This is a genomic window from Paenibacillus sp. KS1, assembly GCF_001680695.1.
GTDB classification, from domain to species: Bacteria; Bacillota; Bacilli; order Paenibacillales; family Paenibacillaceae; genus Paenibacillus_B; species Paenibacillus_B suaedae.
In genome coordinates, this window is sequence record NZ_MAIS01000230.1 from 1 (window position 1) to 1,355 (window position 1,355).

The 1,355-nt window shown below is 32.8% G+C and carries 1 protein-coding gene; it reads left to right on the forward strand.

Translation table 11 applies throughout. The features are described from left to right. Nucleotides 1-871: ATP-dependent nuclease (locus tag BBG47_RS27995; protein WP_175400666.1), on the forward strand; the 871-nt coding region annotated here is incomplete at its 5' end. Nucleotides 872-1,355: the final 484 nt, after the last annotated feature.

Below are 1,355 nucleotides of genomic sequence, written 5' to 3' on the forward strand. Positions count from 1 at the left end.
TTTGTCTCGAAGTGGTTCAGGTATTTTTAATGTTCTGTTCCTTATTTCTAAGTTTTTCATTAGAAAAAGCAACATAAATATAGTATTTGTAGATGAACCTGAAACTGGGTTACATCCAATACTGCAACAAAGATTTATGAAACTTATTAGAAAGTTGGCAAATATTAACTCAATTCAGTGGGTCATTAGTACACATTCACCTTTTATTCTCCAAAGTTTAAAAAGTGCAGAAAAGTTGTATTTAATAGAACATGACGGTATACAGTCTAAGAGTAGAGAGATAGAGATCACAAATAAACAAGAAGTCTTTGTTGCTTTAGGTGCATATTTACCCCTTACCTTCTCTTCAAACGGTGTAATATTTGTAGAGGGACAAACGGAAGTAGTTGTTTTAAGTGGTTTATTGCAAAAAGCGGGAGTAGATATTGACAGGGAAAAAATACTGATTATTCCACTTGGGGGGGAGAACATCTTTAAAATCGATCCAAAGGATATAAAAAAAATACATGAAAATAGTATGATTATAATCGATAGTGATTTAACCAAGTCAGTAGAGAATGGAGGAACGATAAAAAAGATAAAAACAGAATACGGAGTAAGATGTACTGAAAATTCAGTTAGGTTTGTAATGTTGACCCAATATCGAACCTTAGAAAATATGTATCCTCCAGAGATATTAGCTAAGGTTATTGGCAAGGATGTTGATGAATTAAGATACAGTAATTATGACGCTATACCTGAGATCCCCTCTTCGAACAAAGTCAATATCGGTGAGCGTGTGGTTAAAGAGATTCCATCTAATCAAGCTAAGGAATTTCCCCTCGTAAAAGAGATTTTATCGTGGTGGGAAGAGATGGGGAATAGAGTCTGATATTTCACTTGAATTATTAATACATCCTTTCTCCTCCAGATTTTTCATTTACTAATCAATATCTTTTAAAAATACTTTATGCCCGCATAGGATAATAAAATTTTTTCTTAACCCGGTGCTACAACTTAACATGATAAGAGGAGGTTTTTGAATTGGGGATCGTTGATAATTTAAGCTACGATTGTCTAATAATAAACGGTAGAGATGCTTATTTGGGTGGCGAAGAATGACGAAGAATCAATTGAAGAGAAGAAAGGAACAAAAAATGATTCGAGAAATATAAAAGTAATGACCTATGATGTTCTACTTGTAAAGATGGGAGATGTATTAGAGATTTTGGAAAAGTTTTTGAGGTTGCTATAGGAGAGATTTAAAAGTTAATTTTGTGTAATTTCCTTCAATGCTATATAGCCTATTCAAAAGATTTCCTTCACTTTCTTCATTTTCAAACAATAATAATTCCTGTCCACGACCCTAAATAAGT